We start from the raw sequence: 6,111 nt of genomic DNA on the forward strand, positions 1-6,111 counted from the left end.
TTGAATCGGGCCTGTTTCACCGCAATAATACGAGGCGGCCCAGCTTCGGGCAGCGCTGATTCTAAAATCAAGCTTTACAAAAAACAATTACCACCACGCGGGTTCGCTTTTGGTCGCCATTGCTCTCGTCGTCTATTTCGCCATTGCCGTGCCGCTCGCCGCGCTATTGCTATTGCCGGCCGTGCGTGCGACGGTTTTCAGCACGCTATTCGAATTGCATAGCGTAATTATTCGTCGCGCGTCGACAAGCGCGACTCACGCGCGCAGCCACCTTTTTAGATCGGCAAGTTTTTCCCATTCGCGAATGACCGGCCTGAAAAATATACTTATCAGGCGGCGCTTGCCGATTTTCATTACCGCATGTATTCTTGCGACGCCGCCGCTGATTGCAATTGCATTGCGCGGCCATCAGCTATTTCAATACGATGACACACCCCGGGTACCGGACGAAAAAATCGCTGCCCTGCTGAACGGCGAGCAGCTGATTCCGCCGCCACCGCTGCCTCCCGAGGCCTTTACCACGAAGGAGGTCGAGCAGGTACGGCCCGAGCTGCACGATGCGAGCCGCGACTGGAATCTGCTGGATGCCGATTTTCGCACGCGCCTATTGCTCGTCTATAAAATCATGCGCGAGCAATACGGTTATGAAATGGCATTGCTGGAAGGTTACCGCAGCCCCGAGCGGCAAAACCGGCTTGCGCAAATGGGCGGCAATGTGACTAATGCGGCGGCCTTCCAAAGCTATCACCAATACGGACTGGCGGCCGACAACGCATTTCTGCGCGACGGCAAGCTCGTCATTTCAGAAAAAGACCCCTGGGCGATGCGGGGCTATCAGTTATATGGCCAGGTGGCCGAACAGGTAGGACTGACCTGGGGCGGCCGTTGGAAATTGATGGATCTGGGCCACGTCGAATATCACAAACCCGGCTTCGTACTGGGTCGCGCGCCGGCAAATGTCAAATGAGGCGCGACAGGAAATAAATGGGGAGTTTTATGGGGCGTTCATTCATTCCGCTCGGTGACAAAACCGACCTTGCCGCCCATCACGGCGACAACACCTCTGGCGGCGCCGCATCGGGCGCCGCGCCATCCGCTTCCCGCCCCGGCCGAACATGAATCCCCCCATGCGTCCCGGCTGCCACGGCCGGCTTTGCCCGAGCGCGCAGCGCACGTGACGCCCCCGCACACCACGACAAACAGCACCCAAGGCACCAGGACCTGACCGGCTTATGCAACGCCTCCTCAACGTGTTGACTCACAAGTGCACGCTCTCCATCATCGGCGTGATCGCGCTCGCTGCCGTGCTGATCATCGCCGCCGACGCACTACAGATCGACCTCGTGTGGGTCGCCGTCGTGCTCGGCGCGCTGCTCGTGATCCGGCTTCTGTTCTGGCTCTGGCAGCGCATGCGCGTGCGCCGCGCGAACCGCAAGCTCGGCGACATGCTCGAACAGCAGGCGCAGACCGAGAACGGCCCGGCCGCCCCCGCCGGGCCCACCGGGCAGGCGGATCTGGATGTGCTGCGCACCCGGCTCGTCGACGCCGTGAAGACCATCAAGACCTCGAAGATCGGTCAGCTTTCCGGCGGCTCGGCGCTCTATCAGCTGCCGTGGTACATCGTCATCGGCAACCCGGCGGCCGGCAAGAGCAGTGCCGTGCTGAACTCGGGCCTGCAGTTCCCGTTCGCCGACAAGCACAACGCCGTGGTGCACGGCATCGGCGGCACGCGCAACTGCGACTGGTTCTTCACGACGGAAGGCATCCTGCTCGACACGGCGGGCCGCTACTCGGTCCACGAGGAAGACCGCAGCGAATGGCTCGGCTTCCTCGGTCTGCTCAAGCGCTACCGTCCGAAAGCGCCGATCAACGGCATCATCGTCACCGCGAGCATCGCCGAGCTGACGGGCAACCGCCCCGAGTTCGCGATCAACCTCGCGAAGAACCTGCGCCAGCGCGTGCAGGAACTGACCGAGAAGCTCGAAGTGTTCGCGCCCGTCTACGTGATGTTCACGAAGGCCGACCTGATCACCGGCTTCACCGAGTTCTTCAGCGGCAACGACCGCCAGGAATACGACCGAGTGTGGGGCGCGACGCTGCCCTACGAGCCCGACGAGAAGCGCGACATCGTCGCGCTGTTCGACGAGCGCTTCGAGGAGCTTTACGACGGCCTCAAGGAAATCAGCATCGCGCAGATGTCGATCAGCCGCGGCAAGCAGCTTGCGCCGGGGCAACTGAGCTTCCCGCTCGAATTCTCGGCGATCAAGCCGGCGCTGCGCGCGTTCCTCGCCACGCTGTTCGAGAACAACCCGTTCCAGTACAAGCCGATCTTCCGCGGCTTCTATTTCACCAGCGCGCTGCAGGAAGGCGAGACGAACAGCGCCGCCGCGCAGCGCATCGCGAACCGCTTCGCGCTTGCCACGGACGATCTGCCCAAGCCGCACAGCGCGTTCTCGAAGAACGGCTTCTTCCTGCGCGACCTGTTCTCGAAGGTGATCTTCGCGGACCGGCAAACGGTGCGGCAATTCGCGAGCCCTGCCAAGACGCGCCTGCGCTATGGCACGTTCTTCGGTTTCGTCGCGGTGCTCGCGCTCGCGCTCGGCGGCTGGACGTGGTCGGCCATCGGCAACCAGCAGCTCGTGGCGAACGTGCAGGCCGATCTCGACAACGTCGAGCGCCTCCAGCAGAACCGCAACGACCTGCAATCGCGCCTGCAGGCGATGGACATTCTCGAAGACCGCATCGAGCAACTCGAACAGTTCCGCCGCGACCGGCCGCTCGCGGTCTCGCTCGGCCTCTATCAGGGCGACCGGCTCGAACAGCATCTGCTGCAGGAGTACTACAGCGGCGTGAAGCAGATCATGCTCACGCCCGTCTCGCAGAATCTCGCCTCGTTCCTCAAGGACGTCGACGCGCACCCCGAACTGCTGGCGCCGCTCTCGCACGCGCCCGATGCGGGCGCGACGCCCGTCTCGGCGCACGCGGCGATGGCGGCCGCGAACCAGGGCGGCCTCTATAGCGACGCCTCGCCCACCAGCGTCGAAGACGCCTACAACGCGCTCAAGACCTACCTGATGCTCTCCGACAAGCGCCACGTCGAAGCGGCGCACCTGAGCGACCAGATCGCGCGCTTCTGGCGCGGCTGGCTCGAAACGAATCGCGGCAACATGCCGCGCGACGAGATGATCAAGAGCGCCGAGCGCATGATTACGTTCTACCTCTCGCGCGTCTCCGACGACGACTGGCCGATGATCGACGCGAACCTCGCGCTCGTCGACCAGACGCGCGAAGACCTGCGCCACGTGGTGCGCGGCATGCCGGCCCGCCAGCGCGTCTACGAGGAGATCAAGGCGCGCGCCTCGACGCGCTTCGCGCCGATGACGGTCGCGCGCATCGTCGGCGACACCAACACTTCGCTGATCGCGGGCAGCTACGCAATTTCCGGCACCTTCACGCGCGAGGCGTGGTTCCAGTACGTGCAGCCCGCGATCCGCGACGCCGCGACGAAGGAGCTGCAGGCGAAGGACTGGGTGCTCAACACCTCGGCGCAGGACGATCTCACGCTCGAAGGCAGCCCCGAGCAGATCCAGAAGGCGCTCGTCGCGATGTACAAGACCGAATATGCGGAGAACTGGCAGAAGTTCATGCAGGGCATCGCCGTGCAGGACTTCGGCACGTTCGGTCAGGCCGTCGACGCGATGAACCGCCTCGGCGACCCGCAGGACTCGCCGATCCGCAAGATCCTCGAAACCGCCTACGACCAGACCTCCTGGGACAACCCCTCGCTCGTGCACGTGAGCATCAAGCACGCGGAAAGCGGCGTGATGGGCTGGGTCAAGCAGTGGTTCTCGCGCAGCCCGGTCACGGCCAACCTCGACCTCAACGGCAATCCGGTCGAACCGTCGATGGGCCCGATCGGCCAGGCGTTCGCGGGGCTCGGCCGCATGGTCGTCACGCACGACAACGCGTCGCTGCTCGGCGGCTACATGGACACGCTCTCGAAGGTGCGCACGCGGCTGAACCTCATCAAGAACCAGGGCGACCCGGGTCCGGGCGCGCGTCAGCTGATGCAGCAAACGCTCGACGGCAACGGCTCCGAACTCGCCGATTCGCTGAAGTTCGTCGACGAACAGATGCTCACGGGCCTGACCGACACGCAGCGCAAAACGCTGCGCCCGCTGCTCGTGCGCCCGCTCATGCAGGCCTATGCGGTCGTGATCCAGCCGGCGAGCGTGGAAGTCAACAAGGTGTGGAACGCGCAGGTGTACCAGCCGTTCCAGGCTTCGCTCGCCAACAAGTATCCGTTCTCGGGCACCGCGAAGGTCGAGGCCGGCGCCAGCGAAATCGCCCAGATGTTCGGGCCGGACGGCGCGATCTCGAAGTTCGTCGGCACGACGCTCGGGCCGCTCGCCGTGCGCCGCGGCGACACGCTCTCGGCGCGGACCTGGGGCGACATGGGCCTCGCGCTCACGCCCGACTTCACCAGCGGCTTCGCGCGCTGGGTGGCGCCGCTCTCGGGCGGCGCGGCAGGCGCGGGCGCAGGCGGCGCGAGCGAGCCGCAGACCGTGTTCCAGATCCTGCCGCAGCCATCGAGCGGCACGACCGAGTACACGATCGCCATCGACGGCCAGCAGATGCGCTACCGCAACACGCCGCCGCAGTGGAGCAACTTCGTGTGGCCCAATCCGCAAGGCACGCCGGGCGCCTCGCTGTCGGCCACCACGTTCGACGGCCGCACGATCCAGCTCGTCAACGAGCCGGGCCGCTACGGTCTCGAGAAGCTCATCAACTCGGCGCAACGCACGCGTCATCCGGACGGCACGTTCGACCTCACGTGGACGCAAGGCAGCGTAACGGTGTCGGTCAGCATGCGCATCGTCAGCAGCTCGCAGCCCACCGCCGCGAGCGCCAGCGCGCCGCAACAGCAAGGCCTGAGCGGCGTGCAGTTGCCCTCGTCGATCGCCAGCACCGGCGCGGCCAACCCGGCCGCGGCTACGAGCAGCGGCACCGGCGCGGCACCCGCCACCGTGGCGACGACGCCCAACCAGACAGGAGGAACCGCGCAATGACGCAGTCCGTTCAGGCGCAGATCGCGTACTTCGGCAAGATTCCGTCGCGCGGCGACTTCGTCAAAAGTGCGCACAATCCGCAGTTGCTGCAGACGCTGGACCGCTGGATCGCCCAGGCCATGGAACTGCTCGCCGACGATCCGCGCTGGAAGATCGTTTACGGCGACGCCCAGCCGATGCATTTCGCGTTTCTCGGCTCGCAGAGCAAGCTCGCGATCGCGGGGCACATGGTGGCGAGCCACGATCAGTCGTCGCGGCGCTTTCCGTTTCTCGCCGCCACAGCGCTCGAAGTCGAGCAGCCGCTCGCCTTCCTCGCGCGCAGCCCGCTCGCGTTCGCGCGGCTGTGGTCGCGCGCCGCCCAGCAGATGCAGCCGCTGCTCGGCGCGAATGAACCGGCCGGCGCGCTGCAGGCGCTCGGCGAAACCCAGGTGCCGGTGGACGTGGGCGGCACGGGCAACCCGCACGACGGCACCTTCAACGACTTCGTCGAGCACCAGACGCTCGAAGGCCTCGAACGGATGCTGCTCGCGAGCGGCCACCCGGTGCGCCTGCGCGGCGCGATGCTCGCGCTCGGCTCGCTGCTGCGGCCCGTGATGACGAGCGGCTCGTCGCATCTGGAGCGCGGCCTCACGCTGCCGCTGCCGACCGACCCGTTCTACCGCAGCCTCGTCGCCGCGTTCTGGCTGGAGCTGATCGCGCCGTTCGTCTCGAAGGCCGACTTCGAACTCGCGATCTTCATCGGCACGATCGCGCAGCGCGAGCGGCTCATCGTCGGCTTCAACGGCGCCTCGGCCAAGACCCTGCACAGCGTGGTCGATCCGCAAACCTACTCCGCTCACAACATCGATATCGACGATCCCGAGTGGGTCGACGATCACGCACAAAGCGACCATGGCATCAGCAAACTCGTCAGCTACCTCGATCAGCCGCAACTGTCGCTGCGGCTGGCGATCGACACGTTCCGCGAAGCGTTCGTTGGGGAGGCCGGCCATGCGCGTCGCGCATAAGCGCGCGCAGCCCGCGCGCACGCTACGGGCCACGG

3 protein-coding genes are annotated in these 6,111 nt (G+C 65.5%); all 3 read left to right on the forward strand.

Going from position 1 to position 6,111, the window contains the following annotated elements:
* Positions 1-109: 109 nt before the first annotated feature.
* Entirely contained in the window at positions 110-967 is an 858-nt protein-coding gene (locus G3N58_RS33085) for a M15 family metallopeptidase (protein ID WP_167050105.1), read from the forward strand.
* A gap of 265 nt (positions 968-1,232) precedes the next feature.
* Complete coding sequence (gene tssM, locus G3N58_RS33090) at positions 1,233-5,069, forward strand: type VI secretion system membrane subunit TssM (protein ID WP_206001295.1); 3,837 nt, start codon at positions 1,233-1,235, stop codon at positions 5,067-5,069.
* A complete protein-coding gene (tagF, locus tag G3N58_RS33095) occupies positions 5,066-6,076 on the forward strand; it encodes a type VI secretion system-associated protein TagF (protein ID WP_167284890.1) in 1,011 nt (336 codons plus the stop codon). The genes tssM and tagF overlap by 4 nt, the downstream gene beginning before the upstream one ends.
* The last annotated feature ends 35 nt before the right edge of the window (positions 6,077-6,111 follow it).

It is taken from the genome of Paraburkholderia sp. Ac-20342 (genome assembly GCF_017104985.1).
GTDB lineage: Bacteria > Pseudomonadota > Gammaproteobacteria > Burkholderiales > Burkholderiaceae > Paraburkholderia.